This window comes from Streptomyces sp. NPDC088157 (assembly GCF_044741545.1).
Classification (GTDB): Bacteria; Actinomycetota; Actinomycetes; order Streptomycetales; family Streptomycetaceae; genus Streptomyces.
Map to the genome: position 1 here is coordinate 154,323 of NZ_JBIUSU010000012.1, position 23,694 is coordinate 178,016.

A 23,694-nucleotide genomic window follows, 5' to 3' on the forward strand; every position below is an offset into this window, starting at 1 on the left:
CGCGCCGACGGCGGACCGTGCGGATCGCACCGACCGAGCCCAGGCGTCGTGACCGTTGTGATCGTCGGGATCGTCGGGATCGTCGTGACCGTCACGATCGGCGCAGTCGGCCCGCGCCCTTCAAGGTCTGTGCGGCCGCCGCGGCGAGCCTCGGCCGGTTGCGGACGAAGTGGTGTGCGCGGCGGGACGGCTCACGGCTGAGCCAGTACAGCGCGGCGCCCACCCCGGGGCGCGACCACGCTCCCTCGTACACGGGAATCTCCCCGGTCTTCAGCGAGTCCTTGTACTCGGCCGCGCCCCGCCCCAGGTCGAGCAGGCCGATGCCCTCGGCGGCGGCCGACTCGGCCATCCGCAGATGCAGCACCAGGCCGGGTGAGAACTTCGCGAACTCCGGTTCGTACGACGGGAACCAACAGGCCAGGACGGTCGACGAGCGCAGCCCGAAGTGCGCGGCGATCGGCTGGTCGCCGGCGTAGAGGACGGAGAGCGTGCCGGAACACTCGTGCGCACGCGTCTCGGCGAGCGCGTACACGAGCCGGGTGATCCACTCCTGCGCGAACCGGTCGCGGCGGCCGGTCCTTCGGTACTGCGCGGACTTCCACGCCATGAGCGTGCGCAACGCGGCCGGATCGCGTTCGTCGAACACGAACCGCAGTTCCCCGACCTGACGGCCGAGCCTGCGCTCCTTGGCCAGAGTCGTCTTCAGGAACTTCGGTGACTGGGAGCGCAGTACGGACTCGTAGGTCTCGTAACCCTTTTCCACGTCGATGACATAAGAGGCGTACTCCTCGGCCGCGTGCGGGGTGAACAGCCCCTGCTCCGCCTCCAGGTTGTCGAAGGCGAAGCTCGACAGGGAGCACGCCCGCATCAGTTCGGCGGCGTTCAGCCCGAGACCCGGGGCAAGCACCGCACCCTGCGCGTCCGAGACGCCGTACGCGAGGGCCTGGCCCTGGCCGAGCCGGCCCCGCTCGTGGGGCAGGAAGCCGACCGGCTCACGCCCCTCGTACACCACCGCCACGCGCGCGTGCGGCCTTACCAGGCCCGCGGCGTCGGTGAACTCCGGTTCCATGAAGGGGTTTCGCGGAAGCGTCGACGCGGCACGCAACGCGCGCCATCGCTCCCTCTCCCCCTCGCCGAGGTCCTGTGGCCTCAGCACACGAATGCGCCCACTGCTCAACCTGACCCCCCGATCAAGTCCCCCCTGGACACCTGGACGGTACCGCTCCACCTGCTCGTCGCGGTAGGTAGCGTCGCATGTTGTTGCCAATCGGTGCAGAGGCCTTTAACCGTCCGCTACCCGGCGATGTGCCAGAAAGCATCTCCGCAGAGGCGAGCCGCAGCCGGTCCGCAACTGGTCCGCAGCCGGTCCGCACCCGGGCCGCGGCCGACCCGTAGTCAGTCGGCGGGCAGTCGGCGGGCAGTCGGCGGGCAATCGGGAGTCAGTCGGCAGTCAGTCGTTCAAAGCCAGCGGTACAAGGGGAGTTGGCAGAACAGGACAGGACATGACCGCCGTCCGGTTCGCGTCGAACCCGAGGGGCGTGGGATCCGTATTCTCTGATCATGGCCGCACCTACCGCATATGCCGCGCGCACCGCGTACTCCCTCATCGCCACCGACCTGGACGGAACGCTGCTTCGCGGCGACGACACCTTCTCGGACCGGTCGCTCGACGCACTCGCGCGGGTGGCGGCCGCCGGCGCACGCCACCTGGTGGTGACGGGACGGCCCGCGCCCCGGGTGCGCCCGCTGCTCGAACGGCTGCACAGGAGGGGGCTCGCGGTGTGCGGGCAGGGCGCGCAGTTGTACGACGCCGGCGCGGACCGTCTGCTGTGGTCGGTCACCCTGGACCGGGAGCTGGCCGAGACAGCGCTCGGCAAGATCGAGGCGGAGGTCGGGCAGCTGTACGCGGCCGTCGACCAGGACGGTGTCGACGGGCTGACGCTCATCGAGCCGGGCTACCGCATGCCGCACCCGACGCTGCCCGCCCTGCGCGTCGGCCGGCGCGACGACCTGTGGTGCGAACCGGTCAGCAAGGTGCTGCTGCGCCATCCCACCCTGTCGGACGACGAGTTGGCGGCGACGGCCCGTTCGGTGGTCGGCTCGCTGGCCACCGTCACCATGTCGGGTCCGGGCACGGTCGAGCTTCAGCCCTGCGGGATCACCAAGGCGACGGGTCTGGCCCTGGCCGCCGAACGCCTGGGGCTGCGGCCGGAGGACACCATCGCCTTCGGGGACATGCCCAACGACATCCCGATGTTCGACTGGGCGGCTCGTGGTGTCGCCATGGCCAACGCCCATCCGGAACTCAAGTCGATGGCCGACGAGGTGACGACGTCGAACGAGGACGACGGCGTGGCCGTCGTCCTCGAACGACTGTTTCCCTGAACGGAACGGTCAGTACGCGCCGAACACGTTGTCGATCGAGCCGTACCGCGCGGCCGCGTAGTTGCAGGCGGCGGTGATGTTGGCGACCGGGTCGTAGGAGTCCCACGACGTGCCCTCGACGTGGTAGGCGCGGAAGGTCGGGTCGATGACCTGGAGCAGGCCCTTGGACGGGATGCCCGCGGCCGCGTTGGAGTCCCAGAGGTTGATGGCGTTGGGGTTGCCCGAGGACTCGCGGATGACGTTGCGGTAGATGCCGTTGTACGTCCCCGGGATGCCGTGCTGCCCCATGACCTGCAGGGAGGCCCGGATCCAGCCGTCGAGGTTGTTGGCGTAGCCGAGGCTGGAGGCGGTGGAGACGGTCGGCGTGGCCGCGGAGGCGCTGGTCGCGCCGATGATCGGGAGGGCGAGCACGGCCGCGCCGGTGACGGCGACGGTGAGCGTGCGGACGAGACGGTTGCGGCGCGGCTGAGCGGCAGCGGGCATGACGAATTTCCTCTCCGGCGCCTGCGAGGTGAGCTGTCGGGTTCGGGCGGGAGCTGCCCGGTCGCGTCCTGACGGCCGCGACTTCACCCCAAGCCGTACCGGTCTGTCCGGAACATCTTGAATATCAAAGACATCCAAGACATTCGGAACATCCGGTGTGGCGACCTACCTGGTTCCCCCGCTCCTGCCGAGCGTTGTCGATGGGTGGTTCGGGCGGCGGCAGGATTCGGCGTTCCGCCCGACAGGCCCGGAACGTATGCGAGAGCACATGTCCGAAACAAGTAGCGGATTCACAGATCACCCCTATTGACCTTGGTCTGTGACCTATGGGGCGCTTGATCCTTTGTGGGTGCAAAGCTTCAACTTGCTTAAGGAGTGCGGAGAATCGGTGAAGAGTGAACTCGTGTCGGATCGCCGCGGGGAGTGAGCCAACTCACCAGCGTTCACAAGCACGGCGAAACGGGCATTAGGCCCAACTCATCGTTAAAGCACTGCCGGTGGGTCGCGTGCGCTTGCTGATGGCGGGAGTGGGTCCGCAGTGGCGGCTCCGGGCGGGGGAGGCCTGAACGGGACGCGTGATCGTCGTCACGCGGAGAGGGGCTGGGCGAGCTCGCCGGCCCGGTGGCAACCTCGGCGCGAGGCATGATTCACCGTTTCCCGGCAATTTTGTTTATGTCCGCTCATCTGAGCTGATCAAAAACATATCGGGCGTGATCCGATACCGCCTGGCCTGCGCGGCCCCTCCCGGGCGAGCCCATTCGAGCCTGGGGGACGTGGGGGCTATCGGTGATCGAAACGTGACCGGATACGCTGACTTGAGTGATGGCAGAGACCTATCGACAAACCGCGTAATCGCCAGTAGACACCAGCAGACAGGAGACCCCTCGTGACCGTCGTCGGGCCGTTCGGGCTGAGCGTGCGGGACCAGGCTCTGGAAGCCGATGTCCAGGCCGGATTGGCGGCTGTCGAGGAAGGCTTGCTCGAGGCCACCAAGAGTGAGGTCCCGTTCATCACGGAGGCCGCCCAGCACCTCGTACGAGCGGGCGGGAAGCGGTTCCGGCCGCTGCTCGTCGTGCTCGCGTCGCAGTTCGGTGACCCCTACGCGCCGGGTATCGTGCCGTCGGCCGTGGTGGTGGAGCTGACCCACCTGGCCACGCTGTACCACGACGACGTGATGGACGAGGCCGCCGTGCGGCGCGGGGTGTCCAGCGCGAACAGCCGCTGGGGGAACTCCGTCGCCGTCCTCACGGGTGACTTCCTCTTCGCGCGGGCCTCCCACATCCTGGCCGACCTCGGGCCGGAGGCCGTGCGGGTGCAGGCGGAGGCGTTCGAGCGGCTGGTCACCGGCCAGATCCTGGAGACGGCGGGCCCCACGGACGGACGGGACCCGGTCGATCACTACCTCGACGTGCTCGGCGGCAAGACGGGCTCGCTGGTGGCCGTGGCCTGCCGGTTCGGGGCGATGATGTCGGGCGCCGACGAGACGGTCGTCGACGTGCTGACGCAGTACGGGGAGCGGCTCGGCGTCGCCTTCCAGCTGGCGGACGACGTCCTGGACATCGCGTCCGACTCGCACGAGTCGGGCAAGACGCCGGGGACGGACCTGCGCGAGGGCGTTCCCACGCTGCCCGTGCTGCGGCTGCGGGAGCGGGCGGCGCGGCTGTCGCTGCCCGAGGACATCGCACTGTGCGAGCTGCTGGACTCCGACCTGAGCGACGACGCCCGGCACACCGAGGCGCTGGAGGCGCTCCGGGCCCACCCGGCGCTGGAGCAGGCCCGCCGGGACACCGTGCGGTACGCGAAGGAAGCGCGGTCCGCGCTGGCGCCGTTGCGGGAGTGCGACGCGAAGGCGTCGCTGATGGAACTCTGCGACGCGGTGGTCCACCGGGCGGGCTGACCCCCCGGGTACCTCTACGGGCCGAATGACCCATCGGGTCCGACGGCTCCTTCGGGTCCTTCGGGTCCTTCGGGTCCTTCGATCCGACGATCCCTACGGGTCTGCCGATCCTTACGGGTCGGATGGCGCCTACGGGTCTGCCGATCCTTACGGGTCGGATGGCGCCTACGGGTCCGGCGATCCCTACGGGTCGGATGGCGGCTACGGGTCCCTACGGTTCCGACGATCCCAATAGGCCGGATGGCCCCTACGGGTCCGACGACCCCTACGGGTCGGATGGCGCCTCGTCACCTTCGTGTCATACCGCAGACGTAGTGGAGTTGAGCCCTCGGGTTGACGCTTCCCAGTGGCCGATTTGGTCAGATGGGAACCACGGAAAACACCACTCCTCACCGATTCGGGTGAGAATGGCGGCTTGGGGTGGGGACGTTAACAGCGTGAGATGACCGGCCGCCGCCGACGACGGAGGTAAGGCACACATGGCACCGAAGGCATCCGACGACACCACGACCGGCGGGGAGCCGACCGGCGGGGAGACCGACGACCTGCGCCTCGGACGGCGCAAGGCGGCGCGGTACATCGTCCCGGTCACCGTGATCGGTGTCGCGGCGGCGACGATCGGGCTGGTCCCGGCGCTGGCCGACTCCGGCGACCCCGACCTGCCGAAGATCACCGCACAGCAGCTCCTCGACAAGATCGCCGCATCGGACGTACAGCAGCTGTCCGGGACGGTGAAGATCACCACCGATCTCGGGCTGCCCGACCTCGGCGGACTGGAGAGCGGGCTCCTCTCCGGGGCGGTCCAGCAGGGCGGCGACGGTTCGTCCGCCGATCCGTCCACCAAGCTCACCGAACTCGCCGCCGGCACGCACACCCTGCGCGTCGCCGCCGACGGCCCCGACCGGCAGAAGCTCTCGCTGCTGGAGAACGCCGCCGAGTACAGCGTCATCCACAACGGCAAGAACGTGTGGGGGTACGACAGCGCCTCCAACGAGGTCTATCACTCCACCGTCGACGAGAGCTCCGGGAAGGCGGAGACCCCTGTCCCCGCCACGCCCAAGGACCTCACCGAGGACGCCCTGAAGGCGGTCGACGACACGACCTCCGTGACCGTCGACGGCACCGTCCAGGTGGCCGGCCGCGACGCCTACAAGCTGCTGGTCGAGCCGAAGCAGTCCGGTTCCACGGTCGGCGCGATCAGCGTGGCCGTGGACGCGAAGACGGGCCTGCCGCTGAAGTTCACGCTGACCCCGGCGAGCGGCGGCGCCGCCGTCGTGGACGCGGGCTTCACCCAGGTCACCTTCGCCAAGCCCGCCGCGTCCACCTTCGACTTCACCGCGCCCAAGGGCGCGAAGGTCACCGAGGGCGACGAGGCCGGCAAGGCGGACGAGGGGAAGGCCGGCGAGACGGCGCCGGGGCACTCCGGCAAGCCCGGCAAGCCCGGCGACCTCGCGAAGGAACTCGAGGGCCCGGACGGCCTCGAGGGTCTCAACGTCCTCGGCGAGGGCTGGACGTCCGTCGCCACCTTCGACACCGGCGGCGAGGGCATGCCCTCGGGCTCCGAGGGAGGCGGCGACCTCGGTGGCTTCCTCGGCTCCTTCGGCGACAAGGTGACCGGCAAGTTCGGCTCCGGCACCGTCTTCTCCACTCGCCTGATCAACGCCCTGATGACGGACGACGGCAAGGTCTACGTCGGCGCGGTCACCAAGGACGCCCTGGTGAAGGCGGCGAACGCGGCGAAGTAGGCGCGGCGGGAGCACAGCCGGTGAAGCGGCGCCGGAGACGGGAACGCGAAGGGTAAGGCCGAAGGGGAAAGCCGATGGGGAAGTCAGTGAGGGAGCCCGTGGACGACGAGGCCGTCATCCACACCCGCGCCCTCACCAAGCGCTACCGCGGCGGACAGCTCGCCGTCGACGGTCTCGACCTGACCGTCCCGGCGGGCAGCGTCTTCGGCTTCCTCGGCCCCAACGGCTCCGGCAAGACCACCACCATCCGCATGCTGATGGGGCTCATCGAGCCCACGGCCGGCTCGGCCCGCGTCCTGGGGCAACCCATGCCGCGGGCCGCGCGCGCCGTACTTCCCCACGTCGGGACCCTCATCGAGGGTCCCGCCCTCTACGGTTTCCTCTCCGGCCGGGACAACCTGCTCCGCTACGACGCCGCCGACCCGACGGCCGATCCGCGCACCCGGCGCGCGAGGGTCACGGCGACACTGGAGCGGGTGGGACTGACCGCCGCCGCCGGCAAGAAGGCGAAGGCCTACTCCCTCGGTATGAAGCAGCGTCTGGGCCTCGCCGCCGCCCTGCTCCAGCCCCGCCGCCTGCTCGTCCTCGACGAGCCGACCAACGGTCTGGATCCGCAGGGCATGCGGGAGATCCGCTCGCTGATCCGGGAGCTGGCCGCGGAGGGCACGACCGTCTTCCTCTCCTCGCACCTGCTCGACGAGATCGAGCAGGTGTGCACGCACGCGGCGGTGATGGCGCAGGGCCGGCTGCTCGTCCAGGGTCCGGTGTCCGACCTCTCGGCGGGCGCCCGCGGACGGCTCGTCGTGACGACCCCGGACCCGGCGGACGCGGCCCGGGTGCTCAAGGAACAGGGGGCGGACGACGTCGTCCTCGGCGAGGACCGTGTGAGTGCCGAGGCGCCGCCACCGGACCGCGATCTCGCCGACCTGAACGCCGCACTGGTCACGGCGGGCGTCCGCGTCCGCGGCTTCGCCGTCGAGCGGGCCTCTCTGGAGGACGCGTTCGTGGCTCTCACGGGGGAGGGATTCGATGTCGCGGGCTGACACGGTGGACGACCGGGACGGGACCCCGAGCCCCGACTCCTCACAGAAGCCGACCCCTACGGGGACGCGGAAACCGGCGGGGACGCCGACGGCACCGCCGTCGAACTGGTCCTGGACCTGGACCTTCGGTCTCCTGCGCAGTGAACTGCTGACCACCTTCCGGCGCTGGCGCACCCTCGCGCTGCTGGGCGTGCTCGCGGCCGTGCCGGTCCTGGTGGGGATCGCCGTGAGGATCGAGACGGGCGACGGCTCGTCCGGCGGACGCGGTGGTGGGGGAGGGGGCGGCGGCGAGGGGCCCGCGTTCATCTCGCAGGTCACCAACAACGGCCTGTTCCTGGTCTTCACCGCGCTGGCAGTGACTCTGCCGTTCTTCCTCCCGATGGCGATCGGTGTCATCGCGGGCGACTCGATCGCCGGAGAGGCCAACGCGGGAACGCTCCGCTACCTCCTGGTCGCCCCCGCAGGCCGCACCCGCCTGCTGCTGGCCAAGTACGCGACCGTCATGATCTTCTGCCTGGTCGCCACACTCGTGGTCGCGCTCTCGGCGCTGACGGTCGGGGCGCTGCTCTTCCCGCTCGGCGACCTGACGACGATCTCCGGCACCCGGATCGGCTTCGGCGACGGGCTGCTGCGGGCACTGCTGATGGCCCTGGTCGTCGCCACCTCCCTGATCGGGGTGGCGGCGCTCGGTCTGTTCGTCTCCACGCTCACCAGCAGCGGCATCGCGGCGATGGCCACCACGGTGGGCCTGCTGATCACGGTCCAGATCCTCGACCAGATCCCCCAACTGCACGCGCTGCAGCCGTACTTCTTCTCGCATCACTGGCTGTCCTTCGCCGATCTGATGCGAGAACCCGTCTACTGGGACGACCTGCGGAAGAACCTCGGCCTCCAGGCCCTGTACGCGGCCGTCTTCGGCTCGGCGGCCTGGGCGCGCTTCACCACCAAGGACATCACGGCATAGGACGGAACGGCGCAGGACGGCACGGCACAGGCCTCAGCGGGTTTCCCACAGGAAGCGGGCCGCCGGCGTCTCCCCGGCGAAGAACGTCTTCGCGCGCGTCAGCGCTTCCGTGTCCTTGAGGACGTCGCCGGGCTTGCTGCCGTTGCCGAGCAGTACCCCGCCGAAGGACATCCGCAGATAGGCGGCCGAGTTGTTGAGCGTGCCGACCAGCGGATCGGCGACGACCGGCTGGTCGTCCGCGAGCACGGTGACGCCCCAGAGCGTGCGCCCGGCGAGCGTCGCCTTGAAGTCGAGGCCGGGGGTGCGCAGCCAGCCCGACCAGTGGTCCAGGTAGCGCTTGGTCTGGGCGGACACCGAATACCAGTACAGCGGGGACGCGATCACTATGTCCGTCGCGGCGAGGGTGGCGTCGAGCAGCAGGGCGGCGCTGCCCTCGGTGGGGCGGACGTGGTCGGCGTCGAGCCGCTGGTCCTCGAAGTCGGGCAGCGGGTGTTGTGCCAGGCTGATCCACGTCTGTTCCACGTCGGAGGGCAACTGCTCGGCGGCGGCGCGGGCCAGCAACTCGGTGTTGCCGTCCGGGCGGCTGCTGCCCAGCACGAACAGGAAACTGCGTCGGCTCATGATCCGAACCCCCAGATAGTCTGCGTACGACGATAGTCTGCACCTGCATTATATGCGCGCGCAAGTATCGGAAGGTTTGACCCAGACGGCTGGACGGCCTGAGCAGCCTGAGCGGCTCGGGCGACTGCCAACAGCGCCGTCTCCCCGCCGTGTGCCGCGACGATCTGCAACCCCACCGGACAGCCGTCGGCGCCGATCCCCGCCGGGACGCTGATCGCCGGATGCCCGCTCAGGTTGAACGCCCAGGTGAGCGAGGTCGAGTACCGGTCGCCCGGACCTTCGTGACCGTGTGCGGCGTTCGGGGTCGTCGGGGTCAGCAACAGGGCGGCACGGGCGAAGAAGCCGGCCAGCAGACGGTCGTTGACGTCGCGGACCTGTTCAGCCGCGCGGAGGTCCGAGCCCGGGGTGCGCAGCGCGAGCCAGGCGGGGGCGGGGTCCGTCAGACGCGGGGACGCCCCGGAAGGCGGCAGCAACCGTACGACACCGGCCTCGGCGAGACGCCCGGCGGCGGCACGGGCCAGCGCGAGCGGACCTGGATCGGGATCGGCGAAGCCGAGGTCGGCGGAGAAGACGGCGAGGGGCGGGACAGCAGCCACGGCAGGAACCACGGCAGGAACCACCCCCTCGCGCGCCTCCCCCCGGCCCGTCACGCGCGCGTGAGCCTCCGGGGCGGACACCACGGAAGGCATTCGTGAAGCCGCTGCCGAGGATTCCGTCCCCGTCCCCGTCCCCATCCCTGGCCCCGTCCCCGTCCCTGAACCCGTCCCCGTCCCCGGCTCTCGCGGCGCAGTAGGAGTTCCCGGTGCCGGGTTCCGGGACGTCGTGCCTGTCGCCGGTGTCATGGCCCGCCAGTACGCCTCGGCGTCCACCGCGTGGCGGACGAGTACGCCGGGAGCCGCCAGCCCCGTACCGTCCCGGGAGGCGGGCGCCCGTCCTGTCGCGGGCGGTGGCGGTCGGTTCGTGGTCTTCAGGCCGATCACGCCGCACCACGCGGCCGGGATCCGCACCGAGCCCGCGCCGTCGCTGCCGGTCGCCAGGGGGACCAGACCGGCGGCCACCGCCGCCGCGGACCCGGCCGAGGAACCGCCGGGTGTGCGGTCGGCGCGCCAGGGGTTCACGGTCCGGCCGTGGGCGCCGACACCCCAGGTCTGCCAGGGGGTGCCGGGCCCGGGCACGGCGGTCGTCCCCACCGGCACGCATCCGGCGGCGACCAGCGGGCCCGCCGCCCGCAACCCATGACGCCCTTTCACACCGATCGGCACCCCGGCCAGCGGCAGCCACTCGCCCGCGGCGACCCGCGCATCGACCTCACGCGCCCATGCCCGGGCCCGCTCCTCCCACACCACGGAGAAGGCGCACAGGAAACGGTCGATCCGCGCGATCCGTCCGAGCGCCTCGCCGACCACGTCCACGGCCGGCAGCCGGCCCGCCCGCACGGCCGCCGCGATGTCCACGGCCGGCGGCCAATCCGGGAACCCGGGGGGCCCCGCTCCGGGTCCTGGTGTGGTCCCGGACCTCACCCCTCACCCCGCACCTCTCGCCCCCGTCCCACCGCGCCCTGTCAGCGTGCCCCGGTCAGCCGGGAGAGCGGTTGCGTCTCGCGTGGCGGGTTCCCGCCCAGGTCACCGAGGCGCCAGTTCGTCACCCACGGGACGCGGTACACGTCGATGACCGATTCGATCACCCGAACCCGCTGGACGAGCGGCCGGGGCAGCCGGCCCGGTGCGTCCGCGACGAGGACCACGGCGTCCAGGTCGAGCCCGTGCGGAGCCTCCCCGCGCCGGAAGACCTCCAGGGTCCGCAGGACGGACTCCAGCCCAGCCGCATGGGTACGGGCCACGAGCAGCACGGACGGCGGATCGCCGGCGCCGGGCCACGCGCGTCCGCAGTCGTGACCGCCGTAGACCGCGGCGAGCGTGGAGCCGCCCGCCCCGCCGTGCGTGGCGACCCAGGAGAAGCGCCGGGGCGCGGCGGTGGAGGCGTACGGCATCGGCACCGGATCGGGTGCGGCCACCGGCCCGCGGATCCAGATCTCCGGCCCCCGCTGCCCGTCCGTCGTCCGCATGACCCGCGTTCCTCCCAGTCGTCGCCGTCGCTCCGGGGCGCCCCGATCCTGGTGGTCCCTCGATCCCGGTGGTCCCGGAGCCGCCCCGGAAGCGGGGCGTGGGTTCCTGGAACGAGGCTGTGACGTCGTGGTGACGCGTGGACAGGGAGCGCTCGGAGAGACTCAACAGTACGTGTACACGTACACGCACCTGGACGACCGGATCGTGACGACGCATCCGAGTGAGGAACCGATGTCTCGACTCAGCCGCGAGAAGAAGCGGGAACAGAAGCACGCCGGCGGTACGGCCGCCGTGGCGGCCCCGCTCGATGTCCATGTCCGCGAGGGCGGGACGGCGACGATAGGCGGTGTACCGGTCGTGGCGGTCGACGGCGAGGAGATCCAGCGCGCCGTCCTGAGCCACCTGCACCGCATCGCACTCGCCACCGGTCACCCGGTCCGCGCCACGGTCCACGACGAACGCATCGGCTACGTCGTCGCCCTGCGCGTCGACCCGGACGGTTCCAGCCACTTCACGGCGGAGCCCCGGCGAACGCCGGCGACCCCGGCGGCGGCCAGGGCGGAGACGGCAGGGGAGACCGCGGCACGGAACGCGCACAGCCCCGCGCCGACCGACGCCCCCGCGCCCCTCGGCATGCCGGTGCCCACCGACAGGCCCGCGCCCACCGGCGTTGCCGTCTCCACCGGCGCTCCCTCGTCTGCCGCCACGCCAGGTGAGGGGTCGGCGCCCGCCGACACGCCCGAGCATGCCGACCTGGCCGCACCTGCCGACGCGCGCGCACCCGCCGACCGGGCCGCGGCTGCCGGCCCGGCCGTACCCGCCGGCGCTCCCTCGTCTGCCGCCATGCCGACCGACAGCCCGGCGCCTGCCGACACGCCCGCGCCCACCGACCCGATCGCGCCCGCCGACAGGCCCGCGCCCACCGACCCGATCGCGCCCGCCGGCCGGCCCGCGCCCGTCGACGACGGGCAGTCCGCTCAGTCGGGACGTGACAAGGCCACGCATCTCCTGCGCCAGGTGCCCGAGCCGGTGCGGGGGTCGGCCCCGACCTTCCCGCTGCGCGCGGTGCCCGAGCCGGAAGCGGAGCAGGAACCCCGGTCGGCACTCAGGCACGCGGGGGACACCGCGGCCCCGGGTACGGTCACCGCCCCGACGGGCGTGTTCGGACCGCCCCCGACGATGGACGAGCAGCCGAACCCGGACACAACCCTCGCCTCGCCCCCGGCCTCAATCCCGGCGTACAGCCCCCCGGCCCCGACTCGGACTCCGACTCAGGGACCGGTTTCGACCCCGACACAGGCTTCGGTTCCAACCCCGACCCCGGCCCCCACCCCGACCCCGGCCCCCACCCCGACCCCGGCCCCGATTCCGGCCCCGGTCTCCACCCCGGCCCAGACCGTCTCCACCCCCATCCCGCTCCCCCTCCCGACCCCGGCCTCCACCTCGAACCCCACTCCCGCTTCCACCGTCTCTTCCCCTCCCTCTCCCGCCCCCTCACGCAGGTCCGCGCCCACCCCTTTCCTCCCCGAAGGCCTCATCTCCGACTCGGCCTTCGATCCGGATCCCGTTCCCAAGCCCACCCCCGCCCGTGGCTTCGACGCCGTCGCCGAGGCGGTGCTCGGGGACGACCCCCGTACCCTGCACGGCGAGGGGGGCGCGCCGGCCCTCCTCGCGGAACCGATCGCGCGGATCAACGAGGCCGTGCGGGCGGGCCGGACGGACACCGCGGCCGCTCTCGCGGAGCGGACCGTGCTGGAGGCGTCCGGAACGCTGGGCCCGGAGCACCCCGAGGTGCTCGCCCTGCGCGAACTCGCCGCGTATATCGCCTACTTGGGGGGCGACCCGCTGCGTTCCTTCCATGTCTCCCTCGACCTGGCCCGCATCCGCCGCCGGGCCAGGGACGCGGAGGCCGCGTACGGCAACGTCCAGAGCGCGGCGGCGGCCTGGCGTGCCGTACGCGACCCCTTGCAGGGACTGAACCTGGGGACCGAACTCCTCGGCCTGTGGACCGAGCTCACCACCGAGGAGGGTCCGGCCGCCGACGACGTCGAGGAGTTGGAGTCGGCCCGCGCGCGCATGCTCAGGTTGGCCGAACGCGCCCGTAGGTCGGGCGCGTAGCGACCTGGCCGGTCAGGAGGAAAGGGTCCAGACCGCGTACGCGAGCGCGTCCCCGTTGCGGTTCAGCGCGGTGTCGTCGATGTTGGCCGTGGTGTCGCAGGAGGAGTGGTAGCAGCGGTCGAAGGCCCGCCCGGCCGTGCCGCCCCACTTGGCCGCCTGCGCCGCCGTCTTGACGTAGTCGGCGCCGCTGAACAGGCCGCCCACCGGCACGCCCGCGTTCTTGAAGGGGGCGTGGTCGGAGCGGCCGTCGCCCTCGGTCTCGATCTCCGTCGGGACGCCGAGGCCGGCGAAGTAGTCCTTGAAGGTCTTCTCGATGGCCGGGTCGTCGTCGTAGACGAAGTAGCCGGGGTTCGGCGAGCCGATCATGTCGAAGTTCAGGTAGCCGCTGATGCGGGCCCGGTTCGCCGAGGAGAGGCTGTTGACGTAGTTCCGGGACCCGACGAGGCCCAGCTCCTCCGCGCCCCACCACGCGAACCGCAGGTGTTTGGTGGGGTGGTAGCCGGCTCTGGACACCGCCAGTGCCGTCTCCAGGACGGCCGCCGAGCCGGAGCCGTTGTCGTTGATCCCGGCCCCGGACGTCACGGAGTCCAGATGGGACCCCGCCATCAGGACCTGACCGGTGTCGCCGCCGGGCCAGTCGGCGACGAGGTTGTAGCCGGTACGGCCGGAGGAGGTGAACTGCTGGATGACGGTGGTGTATCCGGCGGCGTCCAGCTTGGCCTTCACGTAGTCGAGCGAGGCCTTGTAGCCGGTGCGGCCGTGGGCCCGGTTGCCGCCGTTGGCGGTGGCGATGGACTGCAGCTGGGCCAGGTGGGCCTTGACGTTGGCCACCGGGAGGTCGGGAGCGGCGGCGATCGTCCCGGACTCGGGGGCGGGCGCCGCCCCTGCTATGGATCCGGTGGCGAGCAGTGTGAGGGCCGCGACCACGGCGGTGGCCGTCGCGCGGCCGGAAACGGGGAGCTTCATGGTGGGGGGCTCCGAATTCCAGCGGGACACCCGGGGGCGACCGTCGAGCACCTGGACGCCCACAGGTAATCCACAGTGAATGGGGTGACTGGATGGTGAAGCCGGGGTCAACACTCCGTCAAGAGCGCTATCCGGACAGCGGGTTCACATACCGAAGCCAGACGAAAACGGTGAAGCCCATGACGACAGATGAAGGCCCGCGAAGGCTCATGAAGGCCCGCGAAGGCCCATGAAGGCCCATCCGAAAGTCATGAAGGCTTCGCCAAGCCCCCCGAAGGCCCCTCCAAGACGTACGAAAGGCCCCGCCAAGATCCACGGAGCCTGACGAAAGTCTCCTGCGTCTCTCAATGGACGCAGAACTCGTTGCCCTCCGGGTCCGCCATGACCACCCACTGTCCGGACGGCTCCTTCACCTCCGTCAGGACACCCGCCCCCAGCGCCGTCAGCCGCTCGACCTCCGCGGCGCGCGACTCCGCACCGGGGTGCAGGTCCAGATGGAGCCGGTTCTTCACCGTCTTGGCCTCCGGTACCCGCTGGAACAACAGCCGCCGCCCGAGGCCGGTCCCGCTGTCGGGGTCGTACGGGTCGTCGGGGTGGCGTACGGCGATCAGGTCGCGGAAGGCCGGCCGGCCGTGGAACTCCACCGTCGCCGCCCCCGGAAGCGCGCCGAGCTCCAGCAGCCGCTCGATGAGGGCGCTGTTGTCCTCGACCTCGTAGTGCAGCGCGCCGGCCCAGAAGTCGGCCTGCGCGTGCGGGTCGGCGGAGTCGACTACGAGTTTCCAGTGCACGGGCGTGGGCCGTGCCTCGGGTACTCCAGATGTCTCGGTCATGCGATCACTTCTAGCAGGCCCGCCCCGGCCCGGCCTCCCGCACGCCGTACTTCGTGACGGTGACCGTGGCCTACGGCTTGGCGAGGGGAGACACTCCCGCCTCCGGAGCGGGGGCACCCTCCACACCCGTCACATCCGCCACATCCGGCGCGCGGGAGGCAGCGGAGTCGGCGGAGGCGGCGGAAGCACCCGGGCCGGAAGCACCCGGACCGGAAGCACTCGGGCGGGACGCATTCGGGCGGGACGCACTCGGAGGCCCGGTGAGTCGGGCGGTCTCGGAGCCGAGTGCCCGGGCCGCCCGGCGCGAGGTGCGCAGCGCGTCCCCGGTGAGCAGCACCAGCGCCAGCCACACCAGCGCGAACCCGGCCCAGCGCTCCGGCGGCATGGCCTCGCCGAAGTAGAGGACGCCGAGCAGGAACTGGAAGGCCGGCGCCAGGTACTGGAGCAGGCCCAGCGTGGACAGCGGTACGCGGATCGCCGCCGCGCCGAAGCAGACGAGGGGGATCGCGGTGACGATGCCGGTGGAGGCGAGCAGGGCCGCGTGCCCGCCGCCCTCGGTCGCGAAGGTGAGGTCGCCGTGCGTGGACAGCCACACCAGGTAGGCCAGCGCCGGCAGGAACTGGACGGCGGTTTCGGCGGCGAGCGACTCGACCCCGCCGAGGTTGACCTTCTTCTTCACCAGCCCGTAGACGGCGAAGGAGAAGGCGAGGGTGAGGGAGATCCACGGCGGGCGGCCGTAGCCGATGGTCAGGACCAGCACCGCGGCGAAGCCGACGCCGACCGCCGCCCACTGCACGGGCCGCAGCCGTTCCTTGAGGATCAGCACGCCCATGGCGATGGTGACCAGCGGGTTGATGAAGTAGCCCAGGGAGGCCTCGACGACGTGGCCGCTGTTCACGGCCCAGATGTAGACGCCCCAGTTCACGGTGATGACGGCCGCGGCGATCACGACGAGTCCCAGCCTGCGCGGCTGCCGCAGCAGCTCACCGGCCCATGCCCAGCGCCGTACGACGAGCAGCGCGGCGGCGACGAAGGCCAGGGACCACACCATGCGATGGGCCAGGATCTCGGTCGCTCCGGCCGGCTTGAGCAGGGGCCAGAAGAGGGGCACGAGCCCCCACATCCCGTACGCCGCGAGGCCGTTCAGCAGGCCTGTCCGGCCTTCACTCTTCGACGTCCCGGCCACGGGGCCCCTCCTTCTCACGTCAGGCATGCGTGGACGAAGGTAACGCCGGGCACCCCTGTCTGTCATGCCCGTATCGGCATACGGTCATGACAGGCAGGGGTGGGGTGACGTGAGACCGACCATCGGCGTCAGGCCCGGCGAGGGGCGCCGGCCCGACCAGAGGCGTCGGGTCTTACCAGGAGCGTCGGGCCCCGCCAGAGGTGTCAGCCCTTGAGCGCGGCCGTGATCGCCTCGGCGAGCGGGGTGGTCGGGCGGCCCGCCAGCCGGGACAGGTCGCCGCTGGAGACGACCAGCTCGCCCTTCTCGATCGACGCGTCCACGCCGACCAGGATCGTGGCGAACCCCTCGGGCAGCCCGGCGCCGGTCAGGATGCCGGTGAGCACCTCGCCGGGCACGGAGTTGTAGGCGATCTCCTTGCCGGTCTGCCTGCTCAGCTCGGCCGCGTACTCGGCGAAGCTCCACGCCTCGTCGCCGCCCAGCTCGTACGTCTTGTTCTCGTGGCCCTCGCCGGTCAGCACGGCGACGGCGGCGGCCGCGTAGTCGGCGCGGGAGGCCGAGGAGACCCGGCCCTCACCGGCGGCGGTGACGACGGCGTTGTGCTCCAGCACCGGGGCGAGCTGCTCGGTGTAGTTCTCGTGGTACCAGCCGTTGCGCAGCAGCGCGTACGGCAGACCGGAGGCGAGCAGGGCCTTCTCGGTGGCGCGGTGGTCGTCCGCCAGCGCCGCGCTCAGCGAGCCCGGCGCGCTGGTGTACGCGAGGAGCGCCACCCCGGCCGCCTTCGCGGCGTCGATCACGACCTGGTGCTGTGCCGGGCGGCCCTTGTCGAACTCGTTGCCCGAGATCAGCAGCACCTTGTCGCCGGAGGCGAAGAGGCTGCCGAAAGTCTCGGGGGCGTTGTAGTCGGCGACGGCCAGCTTCACGCCGCGGGCCGCGAGGTCGGCGGCCTTGGCCTCGTCGCGCACGACGGCCGTTATCTGCTCCGCCGGAACCTTCTCCAGCAACTGCTCCACGACGTGGCGGCCGAGGTTTCCGGTGGCTCCGGTGACGACGATGCTCATGGCTCAGAAACTCCTAGTGGGGGTTGCGGGTCTGGTACCGACCCTAGGAGGTGCACTAACCAAGCGAAAGTACCCACTTTGAAGTAAGGTACTGGCATGGCGGTAAGTAAGCAGGTAGGCGAGCTGGTAGACGAGCAGCTGGGCGAGCGGGTGGGCGAGCGGGTGCGCCGGATCGGTCCCTCCGAGGCCGAGGGCATGTGCCCCCACCGGCTCGTCCTCGAACATGTCACCAGCCGGTGGGGGGTCCTGGTGCTGATCGAGCTGCTCGACCGTTCGCACCGGTTCAGCGCACTGCGCCGGGCGATCGGCGGGGTCAGCGGGACCGGCCGGCCCGTCAGCGAGAAAATGCTCACCCAGACCCTCCAGAACCTCGAACGCGACGGTCTGGTGCACCGCGACGCCAAGCCCGTCATCCCGCCCCGCGTCGACTACTCCCTGACCGACCTCGGCCGGGAGGCGGCCGAGCAGGTACGCGCGCTGGCGAAGTGGACGCACACGCGGATGCCGGACGTCGAGAAGGCCCGCGACGCGTACGACGAGTCCCGCCGGACACACGACGAGGCCCGGGAACCCCGCTCCCGGGCCTCGTGAACCGCCGCACGTCTCAGCCGACGACCGTCCAGGTGTCCCCGCCCGCCAGCAGCGCCGCCAGATCGCCCTTGCCGTGCTGCTCGACCGCCGCGTCCAGCTGGTCCGCCAGCTGCGTGTCGTAGACCTGCCGCTCGACCGAGCGCAGCACGCCGATCGGCGTGTGGTGCAGGGTGTCCGGATCGGCCAGCCGGGACAGGGCGAAGGCGGTGGTCGGGGAAGCGGCGTGCGCGTCGTGGACCAGGACGTCCGCCTCGTTCTCCGGGGTCACCGTGACGACCCGCAGATCACCGGTCGCCGGGTCGCGCACGACGCCCCGCGCGCGGTCCGCGCCGAACCGGATCGGCTGCCCGTGCTCCAGCCGGATCACCGCCTCCTCGGCCGACTGCCGGTCCTTCAGCGCCTCGAACGCGCCGTCGTTGAAGATGTTGCAGTTCTGGTAGATCTCGACGAGCGCGGTGCCGGGGTGGGCGGCGGCCTGGCGCAGCACCTCTGTCAGGTGCTTGCGGTCGGAGTCGATGGTCCGCGCCACGAACGACGCCTCCGCGCCGATCGCCAGTGACACCGGGTTGAACGGCGCGTCCAGCGAGCCCATCGGCGTCGACTTGGTGATCTTGCCGACCTCGGAGGTGGGCGAGTACTGGCCCTTGGTCAGCCCGTAGATCCGGTTGTTGAACAGCAGGATCTTCAGGTTCACGTTCCGCCGCAGCGCGTGGATCAGATGGTTGCCGCCGATGGACAGCGCGTCGCCGTCGCCGGTGACCACCCACACGCTCAGGTCCCGCCGCGAGGCGGCCAGCCCCGTCGCGATCGCCGGCGCGCGTCCGTGGATGGAGTGCATGCCGTAGGTGTTCATGTAGTACGGGAAGCGCGACGAGCAGCCGATGCCCGACACGAAGACGATGTTCTCCTTGGCCAGGCCCAGTTCGGGCATGAAGCCCTGGACGGCCGCCAGGATCGCGTAGTCGCCGCAGCCGGGGCACCAGCGCACTTCCTGATCGGACTTGAAGTCCTTCATGGACTGCCGGGCCTCGGCCTTGGGGACGAGCGAAAGTGCCTCGATCGTGCCCGCGCCTTCCGTTGCCGTGTCAGCCATCGATGGCCTCCTTGAGCGCCGCGGCGAGCTGCTCCGCCTTGAACGGCATGCCGTTGACCTGGTTGTACGAATGGGCGTCGACCAGGTACTTCGCCCGTACGAGGGTGGCGAGCTGGCCGAGGTTCATCTCGGGGATGACGACCTTGTCGTAACGCTTCAGCACCGCGCCCAGATTGCGCGGGAACGGGTTCAGATGCCGCAGATGCGCCTGCGCGACAGCCTCCCCGGCGGTGCGCAGCCGCCGTACCGCGGCGGTGATCGGCCCGTAGGTGGAGCCCCAGCCCAGTACCAGGGTGTCCGCCTCGTGCGGGTCGTCGACCTCGAGATCGGGTACGTCGATGCCGTCGATCTTGGCCTGGCGGGTGCGGACCATGAAGTCGTGGTTGGCCGGGGAGTAGGAGATGTTCCCCGTCCCGTCCTCCTTCTCGATCCCGCCGATGCGGTGCTCCAGCCCCGGGGTGCCCGGGACCGCCCACGGCCGGGCGAGGGTCTGCGGGTCGCGCTTGTACGGCCAGAAGACCTCGGTGCCGTCGGACAGCGTGTGGTTGGGGCCCTGGGCGAACTGCACGGTCAGGTCCGGGAGCTCGTCCAGTTCCGGGATCCGCCAGGGCTCGGAGCCGTTGGCCAGGTAGCCGTCGGACAGGAGCATCACCGGCGTGCGGTAGGTGAGCGCGATCCGGGCCGCCTCCAGGGCGGCGTCGAAGCAGTCGGCGGGCGTGCAGGGCGCGACGATCGGCACCGGGGCCTCGCCGTTGCGCCCGTACATGGCCTGCAACAGGTCGGCCTGCTCGGTCTTGGTCGGCAGGCCGGTCGACGGCCCGCCCCGCTGGATGTCGACGATCAGCAGCGGCAGCTCCATCGAGACAGCGAGCCCGATGGTCTCGCTCTTCAGTGCCACCCCGGGTCCGGAGGTGGTGGTGACGGCGAGGGACCCGCCGAAGGCCGCCCCCAGCGCCGCGCCGATCCCCGCGATCTCGTCCTCGGCCTGGAACGTACGCACGCCGAAGTTCTTGTGTCTGCTGAGCTCGTGCAGGATGTCGGAGGCCGGCGTGATCGGATACGACCCCAGGAACAGCGGCAGATCGGCCTGCCGGGAGGCGCTGATCAGCCCGTACGACAGAGCGAGATTCCCGGAGATGTTCCGGTAGGAGCCGACGGGAAACGCCTTCGTGGCCGGGGCGACCTCGTAACTGACGGCGAAGTCCTCGGTCGTCTCACCGAAGTTCCACCCGGCACGGAAAGCGGCGATATTGGCGGCCGCGATGTCGGGCTTCTTCGCGAACTTCGACTTCAGGAACTTCTCGGTGCCCTCGGTGGGCCGGTGGTACATCCATGACAAAAGGCCGAGCGCGAACATGTTCTTGCTGCGCTCGGCCTCTTTACGGGTGAGGTCGAATTCCTTGAGTGCCTCGACGGTCAGGGTGGTCAGCGGGACCGGGTGGAGCTGGTAACCGTCGAGGGACCCGTCCTCCAGCGGCGAGGCCGCGTACCCCACCTTCTGCATCGCCCGTTTGGTGAACTCGTCCGTGTTGACGATGATCTCCGCACCGCGCGGCACATCACCGATGTTGGCCGCCAGCGCCGCCGGATTCATCGCGACCAGCACATTGGGCGCGTCACCCGGGGTGAGGATGTCGTGGTCGGCGAAGTGCAGCTGGAACGAGGAGACGCCGGGGAGGGTGCCGGCGGGTGCGCGGATCTCGGCGGGGAAGTTCGGCAGGGTGGAGAGGTCGTTGCCGAACGACGCGGTCTCCGAGGTGAAGCGGTCGCCGGTGAGCTGCATACCGTCACCCGAGTCGCCCGCGAACCTGATGATCACCCGGTCGAGACGACGGACGTCCTTCGTCCCACCGGATCTGCGCTGCTCTCCCACGACGGTCCCGTCGGTCCCGTCGGTTCCGTCGGCCTGTTCGGCTGGACTGCTGACCTGACTGGTCACTGAACTGGACCTCCCTCGAGGTGGCTGTCCCGGTGAGCCTTCCCGAGAAGGCCCACCACGGATCAACCCTACGTCTGTAAGGGTCGCCTTACCTCGGCCATTCGCATGACGGTCGCTGTCCCGAGACGGCCCGGCACCCCCGCTTTTCATGATTTCCCGCACCCCGGCGCCGGCCCGGTAGACGCTCCGGAATCACACCGCGGTTCTGCACGTGTCCACAGTCGCTGTCTGTTCGCCGCCTCCTCCGAGTTCCCCCGCTCGACGAAGGCACAGTGCCATCTCGTCAGGAATTGAGGTAGGTGAGGACCGCGAGTACTCGGCGGTGATCCCCGTCACTCGGCGACAGGCCGAGTTTCAGGAAGATGTTGCTGACGTGCTTCTCCACGGCCCCGTCGCTGACGACCAGCTGCCGGGCGATCGCGGAGTTCGTCCGCCCCTCGGCCATCAGCCCGAGGACCTCCCGCTCCCGCGGGGTGAGCCCGGCCAGCACGTCCTGCTTCCTGCTCCGCCCGAGCAGCTGCGCGACGACCTCCGGATCGAGCGCGGTCCCGCCCTGGGCGACCCGCACCACGGCGTCCACGAACTCCCGCACCTCTGCCACGCGGTCCTTGAGCAGATACCCCACCCCGCGACTTGAACCGGCCAACAGTTCGGTGGCGTACCTCTCCTCCACGTACTGCGACAACACCAGCACCCCGAGCCCGGGATGCGCCTTGCGCAGCTGCACGGCGGCACGCACCCCTTCGTCCGTGTGTGTGGGCGGCATCCGCACGTCGGCGACGACGACGTCGGGCAGCGCGCCCTCGTCGTCGAGCTCCGTAATGGTCTTGACCAGTGCCTCGGCATCCCCGACCCCGGCCACCACGTCATGCCCCCGGTCCGTCAGCAACCGGGTCAGTCCCTCCCGCAACAGCACCGAATCCTCGGCGATGACCACCCGCACCCTGTCCTCCACGATCCTCGGCCCCCCAGCCGTCCACCCGTTGGTAGAACCAGTCAAGCATTCCAGCAACGAGCCCGTCTGCACCCGGAAAGGGGCACGACCACGGCCAGGACGGCGGGAACACGGCCTCGACCCACATGTTTTCGGCCGCTGGGGGAGTGGGCGAGAGGAGGGAGACGAGGGGGAGAAGGGGCGAGAGGGGGAGAAGGGGAGGTAGGGGAGGTAGGGGAGAGACGGAAGGGGGAAGGGGGAAGGGGGAAGGGGGAAGGGGATACGGAAGGGCGGGGCGGAGAAGGCCGCGCCTCAGACGATTTCCGTCCGCCAGGGCAGCTCCGCGGTCACCCGGGTGGGCCCGCCCGCCGGCGAGTCCACCACCAGAATCCCGTCCACCGCGTCCAACCGCCCCGCGAGCCCGGCCAGCCCCGACCCCCCGCCGGACGCGTCCGCCCCGCCGACCCCGTCGTCCACCACCTGCAACATCAACCGGTCCTCCACCCGCCACACATCGACCGAGGCGGACCGCGCCCCACTGTGCTTGCTGATGTTCTGAAGCAACTCCGAGACGGTGAAGTACGCGATCCCCTCGATCGCTGGCGCCGGCCGTTCCACCAGATCCACATCCACCCGCACCGGCACCGTGCAGCGCGACGCCACCGCCGACAGCGCCGCGTCCAGTCCCCGGTCCGTCAGCACCGCCGGATGGATCCCGCGCGCCAGATCCCGCAGCTCCTGCAAGGCCGTCTTCACCTCACCGTGCGCCTCGTCCACCATCCGCGCCGCCGCCCGCGGATCCTCCCGCAGCTTCTCCTTCGCCAGCCCCAGATCCATCGCAAGCGCCACCAGCCGCGCCTGCGCCCCGTCGTGCAGATCGCGCTCGATGCGCCGCAGATCGGCGGACGCCGTGTCGACCACGACCCCTCGGTCCGACTCCAGCTCCACCACCCGCGCCCCCAACGACGACGGCCCGAGCAGCCCGTGCACCAGCAGCCGGTCCACCGTCGTCAGTGCCCGCACGATCCACGGCGTGGCCAGCGTGATCAGCAGGCCCACCAGCGCCGTCACCGCGATCTCGAAGGGGTTGTCGAGGTAGACGCTGTGCTGCTCGTCGCCGTACAGCTGAAGGCCGCCCTGGCCGCCGTACATCGGGAAGACCCAGAACCACAGCGGATACGTCAGCATGCTCCAGCCGAACGACCACACGGTCACGGCGACGGCGAAGGAGAACACCGCCCACGGGAACTGCACCACCGCGTACAGCGCCTGCCGCCACGACGTGCCGCTCTTCAGGACGGCGGCCATCCAGGCCATCGCGCCCCTGCCCCGCGGCCGCAGCGACTCGGGATCGGCCACCTCCAGGCCGAGCAGCCCGCGCGCCCGGGCCCGCTCCAGTGCTCCGAAGCCCCGGCCCGCGGCCAGTCCCGCCGCCAGCACCGGGATGCCGAGGAAGGTCACCAGCAGGCCGGCCCCCAGCGACAGCATCGTGATCGTAAAGGTGAACAGCACGATGCCGATCGGCAGCCCGAGCAGGACATAGACGAGTTCACGCCAGTGGCGTGCCGTGAGCGGCTCCCGCAACCCCGTCGGCAGCAGATGGCGGCGCCCTCCGGCCCGGCCCCCGTACTCCGGTCCGTACCGGTCCGGCTGCCCGAACAGACCGACGCCGTCCTCGAACCGGTCGTCCTGTCCGTACTGCCCGTACTGCGTGGCCATCGGCGTCGTCCGTTCTGCTCGTCCTGCTCGTCCTGCTCGTCGCGGAGCTGTCGATC

At 70.9% G+C, this 23,694-nt stretch carries 20 protein-coding genes and 1 riboswitch; of the genes, 7 read left to right on the forward strand and 13 right to left on the reverse strand.

From position 1 onward, the window contains the following. Positions 1-91: 91 nt before the first annotated feature. Positions 92-1,156 (reverse strand): GNAT family N-acetyltransferase, encoded by a 1,065-nt coding sequence (locus tag ACIPFH_RS37955; RefSeq protein WP_401833854.1) that lies wholly within the window; start codon positions 1,154-1,156, stop codon positions 92-94. 404 nt (positions 1,157-1,560) lie between these two features. Here ACIPFH_RS37955 and ACIPFH_RS37960 point away from each other — a divergent pair, with 404 nt between their 5' ends. After that, positions 1,561-2,385 (forward strand): HAD family hydrolase, encoded by an 825-nt coding sequence (locus ACIPFH_RS37960; RefSeq protein ID WP_401833855.1) that lies wholly within the window; start codon positions 1,561-1,563, stop codon positions 2,383-2,385. A 9-nt stretch (positions 2,386-2,394) separates the two neighbouring features. Here the strand turns inward: ACIPFH_RS37960 and ACIPFH_RS37965 are convergent, their stop codons facing one another. Further along, complete coding sequence (locus tag ACIPFH_RS37965; protein WP_401833856.1) at positions 2,395-2,868, reverse strand: transglycosylase SLT domain-containing protein; 474 nt, start codon at positions 2,866-2,868, stop codon at positions 2,395-2,397. Between the two features lie 3 nt (positions 2,869-2,871). Continuing rightward, a riboswitch (cyclic di-AMP (ydaO/yuaA leader) is annotated at positions 2,872-3,110 on the reverse strand. A 644-nt stretch (positions 3,111-3,754) separates the two neighbouring features. On the opposite strand from ACIPFH_RS37965, the gene ACIPFH_RS37970 reads away from it, so the two are divergent. The 4 genes from ACIPFH_RS37970 to ACIPFH_RS37985 all read left to right on the forward strand — a co-directional run bounded on the left by ACIPFH_RS37970 (position 3,755) and on the right by ACIPFH_RS37985 (position 8,517). Continuing rightward, entirely contained in the window at positions 3,755-4,765 is a 1,011-nt protein-coding gene (locus ACIPFH_RS37970) for a polyprenyl synthetase family protein (RefSeq protein ID WP_401833859.1), read from the forward strand. Positions 4,766-5,244: 479 nt separating this feature from the next. Continuing rightward, entirely contained in the window at positions 5,245-6,510 is a 1,266-nt protein-coding gene (locus ACIPFH_RS37975; protein ID WP_401833862.1) for an outer membrane lipoprotein carrier protein LolA, read from the forward strand. A 74-nt stretch (positions 6,511-6,584) separates the two neighbouring features. Beyond that, positions 6,585-7,553 carry an ABC transporter ATP-binding protein gene (locus ACIPFH_RS37980; RefSeq protein WP_401833864.1) on the forward strand — a complete coding sequence of 323 codons (969 nt, stop codon included), beginning with the start codon at positions 6,585-6,587 and terminating at the stop codon, positions 7,551-7,553. Continuing rightward, positions 7,540-8,517, forward strand: coding sequence for an ABC transporter permease (locus tag ACIPFH_RS37985; protein WP_401833865.1), 978 nt, complete (start codon positions 7,540-7,542; stop codon positions 8,515-8,517). Before ACIPFH_RS37980 ends, ACIPFH_RS37985 begins: the two co-directional genes overlap by 14 nt. A gap of 33 nt (positions 8,518-8,550) precedes the next feature. Here ACIPFH_RS37985 and ACIPFH_RS37990 read toward each other — a convergent pair whose 3' ends face one another. The 3 genes from ACIPFH_RS37990 to ACIPFH_RS38000 all read right to left on the reverse strand — a co-directional run bounded on the left by ACIPFH_RS37990 (position 8,551) and on the right by ACIPFH_RS38000 (position 11,203). Further along, on the reverse strand, positions 8,551-9,138 hold the full coding sequence (locus ACIPFH_RS37990) for a flavodoxin family protein (protein ID WP_401833868.1): 588 nt from the start codon (positions 9,136-9,138) through the stop codon (positions 8,551-8,553). After that, the gene (locus ACIPFH_RS37995) at positions 9,135-10,592 is read right to left on the reverse strand and encodes an amidase family protein (protein ID WP_401833871.1); all 1,458 of its coding nucleotides are present in this window, start codon (positions 10,590-10,592) and stop codon (positions 9,135-9,137) included. The genes ACIPFH_RS37990 and ACIPFH_RS37995 overlap by 4 nt, the downstream gene beginning before the upstream one ends. 107 nt (positions 10,593-10,699) lie before the next feature. Next, positions 10,700-11,203 carry a hypothetical protein gene (locus ACIPFH_RS38000; protein ID WP_356247363.1) on the reverse strand — a complete coding sequence of 168 codons (504 nt, stop codon included), beginning with the start codon at positions 11,201-11,203 and terminating at the stop codon, positions 10,700-10,702. A gap of 232 nt (positions 11,204-11,435) precedes the next feature. On the opposite strand from ACIPFH_RS38000, the gene ACIPFH_RS38005 reads away from it, so the two are divergent. After that, positions 11,436-13,322 carry a hypothetical protein gene (locus tag ACIPFH_RS38005; RefSeq protein ID WP_401833873.1) on the forward strand — a complete coding sequence of 629 codons (1,887 nt, stop codon included), beginning with the start codon at positions 11,436-11,438 and terminating at the stop codon, positions 13,320-13,322. A 12-nt stretch (positions 13,323-13,334) separates the two neighbouring features. Here ACIPFH_RS38005 and ACIPFH_RS38010 read toward each other — a convergent pair whose 3' ends face one another. From ACIPFH_RS38010 to ACIPFH_RS38025, 4 genes are all read right to left on the reverse strand, one after another. Next, positions 13,335-14,288, reverse strand: a complete 954-nt coding sequence (locus tag ACIPFH_RS38010; protein WP_401833876.1) for a M28 family metallopeptidase — start codon at positions 14,286-14,288, stop codon at positions 13,335-13,337. 344 nt (positions 14,289-14,632) lie between these two features. After that, complete coding sequence (locus ACIPFH_RS38015; protein ID WP_356247369.1) at positions 14,633-15,118, reverse strand: VOC family protein; 486 nt, start codon at positions 15,116-15,118, stop codon at positions 14,633-14,635. 70 nt (positions 15,119-15,188) lie between these two features. Next, positions 15,189-16,304 carry an EamA family transporter RarD gene (gene rarD, locus ACIPFH_RS38020; RefSeq protein WP_401833878.1) on the reverse strand — a complete coding sequence of 372 codons (1,116 nt, stop codon included), beginning with the start codon at positions 16,302-16,304 and terminating at the stop codon, positions 15,189-15,191. Positions 16,305-16,507: 203 nt separating this feature from the next. After that, on the reverse strand, positions 16,508-17,362 hold the full coding sequence (locus ACIPFH_RS38025; protein ID WP_401833881.1) for an SDR family oxidoreductase: 855 nt from the start codon (positions 17,360-17,362) through the stop codon (positions 16,508-16,510). Between the two features lie 195 nt (positions 17,363-17,557). On the opposite strand from ACIPFH_RS38025, the gene ACIPFH_RS38030 reads away from it, so the two are divergent. Continuing rightward, the gene (locus ACIPFH_RS38030; RefSeq protein ID WP_401834019.1) at positions 17,558-17,953 is read left to right on the forward strand and encodes a winged helix-turn-helix transcriptional regulator; all 396 of its coding nucleotides are present in this window, start codon (positions 17,558-17,560) and stop codon (positions 17,951-17,953) included. A gap of 13 nt (positions 17,954-17,966) precedes the next feature. Here ACIPFH_RS38030 and ACIPFH_RS38035 read toward each other — a convergent pair whose 3' ends face one another. The 4 genes from ACIPFH_RS38035 to ACIPFH_RS38050 all read right to left on the reverse strand — a co-directional run bounded on the left by ACIPFH_RS38035 (position 17,967) and on the right by ACIPFH_RS38050 (position 23,638). Further along, positions 17,967-19,046: a 2-oxoacid:ferredoxin oxidoreductase subunit beta gene (locus ACIPFH_RS38035; protein WP_401833883.1), complete on the reverse strand. Its 1,080-nt coding sequence runs from the start codon at positions 19,044-19,046 to the stop codon at positions 17,967-17,969. Beyond that, positions 19,039-20,985, reverse strand: a complete 1,947-nt coding sequence (locus ACIPFH_RS38040; RefSeq protein WP_401833886.1) for a 2-oxoacid:acceptor oxidoreductase subunit alpha — start codon at positions 20,983-20,985, stop codon at positions 19,039-19,041. Before ACIPFH_RS38040 ends, ACIPFH_RS38035 begins: the two co-directional genes overlap by 8 nt. 283 nt (positions 20,986-21,268) lie before the next feature. Further along, entirely contained in the window at positions 21,269-21,940 is a 672-nt protein-coding gene (locus tag ACIPFH_RS38045) for a response regulator transcription factor (RefSeq protein WP_329220140.1), read from the reverse strand. Between the two features lie 291 nt (positions 21,941-22,231). After that, positions 22,232-23,638, reverse strand: a complete 1,407-nt coding sequence (locus ACIPFH_RS38050) for a sensor histidine kinase (RefSeq protein ID WP_401833889.1) — start codon at positions 23,636-23,638, stop codon at positions 22,232-22,234. Between the last annotated feature and the right edge of the window lie 56 nt (positions 23,639-23,694).

Bases quoted from the DNA above. Each gene is read 5' to 3' on its own strand.
- ACIPFH_RS38015 (WP_356247369.1), bottom strand. From the start codon at position 15,118: ATGACCGAGACATCTGGAGTACCCGAGGCACGGCCCACGCCCGTGCAC.
- ACIPFH_RS37960 (WP_401833855.1), top strand. From the start codon at position 1,561: ATGGCCGCACCTACCGCATATGCCGCGCGCACCGCGTACTCCCTCATC.
- ACIPFH_RS37985 (WP_401833865.1), top strand. From the start codon at position 7,540: ATGTCGCGGGCTGACACGGTGGACGACCGGGACGGGACCCCGAGCCCC.
- ACIPFH_RS38025 (WP_401833881.1), bottom strand. From the start codon at position 17,362: ATGAGCATCGTCGTCACCGGAGCCACCGGAAACCTCGGCCGCCACGTC.
- ACIPFH_RS38035 (WP_401833883.1), bottom strand. From the start codon at position 19,046: ATGGCTGACACGGCAACGGAAGGCGCGGGCACGATCGAGGCACTTTCG.
- ACIPFH_RS38000 (WP_356247363.1), bottom strand. From the start codon at position 11,203: ATGCGGACGACGGACGGGCAGCGGGGGCCGGAGATCTGGATCCGCGGG.
- ACIPFH_RS38050 (WP_401833889.1), bottom strand. From the start codon at position 23,638: ATGGCCACGCAGTACGGGCAGTACGGACAGGACGACCGGTTCGAGGAC.
- ACIPFH_RS37980 (WP_401833864.1), top strand. From the start codon at position 6,585: ATGGGGAAGTCAGTGAGGGAGCCCGTGGACGACGAGGCCGTCATCCAC.
- ACIPFH_RS38010 (WP_401833876.1), bottom strand. From the start codon at position 14,288: ATGAAGCTCCCCGTTTCCGGCCGCGCGACGGCCACCGCCGTGGTCGCG.
- ACIPFH_RS38030 (WP_401834019.1), top strand. From the start codon at position 17,558: ATGTGCCCCCACCGGCTCGTCCTCGAACATGTCACCAGCCGGTGGGGG.
- ACIPFH_RS37990 (WP_401833868.1), bottom strand. From the start codon at position 9,138: ATGAGCCGACGCAGTTTCCTGTTCGTGCTGGGCAGCAGCCGCCCGGAC.
- ACIPFH_RS37965 (WP_401833856.1), bottom strand. From the start codon at position 2,868: ATGCCCGCTGCCGCTCAGCCGCGCCGCAACCGTCTCGTCCGCACGCTC.
- ACIPFH_RS38005 (WP_401833873.1), top strand. From the start codon at position 11,436: ATGTCTCGACTCAGCCGCGAGAAGAAGCGGGAACAGAAGCACGCCGGC.
- ACIPFH_RS37975 (WP_401833862.1), top strand. From the start codon at position 5,245: ATGGCACCGAAGGCATCCGACGACACCACGACCGGCGGGGAGCCGACC.